Origin of the sequence: Desulfatitalea alkaliphila (assembly GCF_022968795.1) — a bacterium.
In the GTDB taxonomy this organism is placed as follows: domain Bacteria; phylum Desulfobacterota; class Desulfobacteria; order Desulfobacterales; family Desulfosarcinaceae; genus Desulfatitalea; species Desulfatitalea alkaliphila.
Genome location: NZ_JALJRB010000064.1, coordinates 1 through 1,837 on the forward strand (window position 1 = coordinate 1; position 1,837 = coordinate 1,837).

The 1,837-nt window shown below is 44.9% G+C and carries 4 protein-coding genes; all 4 read left to right on the forward strand.

What is annotated here, in order from left to right; all coding sequences use genetic code 11:
• Window positions 1-214 (forward strand): hypothetical protein (locus tag MRX98_RS21640; protein ID WP_246915201.1); only part of this gene is annotated, 214 nt, incomplete at its 5' end.
• 98 nt (window positions 215-312) lie between these two features.
• On the forward strand, window positions 313-723 hold the full coding sequence (locus MRX98_RS21645; RefSeq protein ID WP_246915203.1) for a hypothetical protein: 411 nt from the start codon (window positions 313-315) through the stop codon (window positions 721-723).
• 66 nt (window positions 724-789) lie between these two features.
• Entirely contained in the window at window positions 790-1,197 is a 408-nt protein-coding gene (locus tag MRX98_RS21650; RefSeq protein ID WP_246915206.1) for a hypothetical protein, read from the forward strand.
• 157 nt (window positions 1,198-1,354) lie between these two features.
• On the forward strand, window positions 1,355-1,750 hold the full coding sequence (locus MRX98_RS21655; protein ID WP_246915208.1) for a hypothetical protein: 396 nt from the start codon (window positions 1,355-1,357) through the stop codon (window positions 1,748-1,750).
• Window positions 1,751-1,837 lie beyond the last annotated feature (87 nt).

Sequence of the window (1,837 nt, forward strand, 5' to 3'; positions counted from 1 at the left end):
CCCATTTTCATTGACAGATTCCGCCGAGGTTCGAGGCGTGCTTGGTGTTCGTGATGGAAAAGAGATGGTGCTCAATGGTTCAAGCGTGGTGGAAAGTGCGAGCGCATACGTGCCTGCAGGGTGTGAGAGGGCGTCAGTATCCGCAATCGATGATTTGACTAGAAAGATCGTGGAAGAGCTACGAGACAATTCACCGTCTGAGTTAAACAAGTGAACTGAAAATGCCAACGGTATTAGCTAACAAAGCGCCGCAGTCGACGCAGCAAAGCTGTGCGCCTGAGAACTAAGGTTAAGCGCGCAAGAGGAGTGACGGTGCAAAGACCTCCAACTGATCGGGAAATCTTGCAAAGAATCCATGATCGCTCTCTTGACAAGTTCGGTCGTTTCGACCGTAACAATCCCGAGAATCAGCGGTCGTCGAAGATATACGTGCCCATCGACTGCGATGCCATTGCCAATGACCTCGGGGTAGACGCCGACATAGTATTCGGTCGGCTCTACTACCACCTCGATAAGAAGTACGGCTATACCCAGGATAACGGCGCGAAGGTGCATTTATTCACCATGGCTATTAGCGACGATAGGCATGCGGTGCATTTCCCAATGCTCTCCGCAGTGCTAGCAGAACTCCAACAATCATGGTTTAGGTTTACTGTACCTTTGGTCATCTCCGGCATTGCATTGGCAATATCGGTTATCAGCCTTGTTTGCGGAGGCGCTTAACACGGCGCTCCAGCCGACGTCAGGCCGCGATGCGGCCTTCCTCGGCTGAGCTTGGCGTTATAAGCTATGGAAAAAAAATACTCATCACCGGACAAGAAACACCTGGCAAGACTAATATATGAAAGCGAAATTCGTTTTGGTCCGGCTTATTTTAGGTTAGAAATAAACGGTTTAATAATTCCCGGTAAACTCTTTGGAGGAAAGCTCTTTTGGTCACCAAATTCAAAATACATTGCCGCAGAGGAATGGCTAACCACTGATTACAGCAAGGGTCCGGTTACCAGATTGCTTCTGATCGACCTCGAAACCAAAAAAGCTTGTGCATTTAAAAAAATACATAAGGGGTTTTTAAAAAATGTTGAATTTCTCTGTGATGGAATTAAATATATAAAAGAATATGCTTCTACTGGCCAAGGTACTGAATCCGTAGTGGATTATGCGAATATCATAAATTGGAAGAAAGTTGGCTTATAACATGCGCATTTACAAAGGACCGCAAAAGGCGAGCCGCCATAGTTTTGGCGAATTCATCAATTAACTTTACTTTTTTGAAGCCCGAATTCTTTTGCGGCCTGTAATGCGCGGCGTTCGGGTAGGATTACAGAAACACACAGATTATTCGGGAGAAGTTATGACAGAATCGCTCAGGGACAAACTATTCTTGGCAGCTAAAAAAGTTGGTGATCTAAATAAATATGGTGAGGTTAAGGGCTTTAGTGGGAACGAAAACGGATATGCAAAAATCAAACAAATTAGACCTGGTTGTGCAATTTGGATCCATCATTTAAAGGACGAAACACTCATAATTGACTTGTTAATCACTGAGACGGCTATTAGCAGATATCCAAATGAATCAGAATCGACCTTAAAAAAGTTTGAAGCATTTGCCGGTGAGGAACTCAAGACCGATGTATTTGAACATTCAGTCGACATTAGTCATCAATCCGGCAAGTTTTATTTGGACGTGACCAATCAACCTTTTGAACAGATCAGTGAGACTATCGATAAGATTCTGAAGCTTTTTTAACTCAAGTACTCAAGCTTACATCCCGAACAACGGCGTGCTGTCCGACTCGCTTCGCTCGCGGCAGCGGAATCTGTCAATGAAAATGGG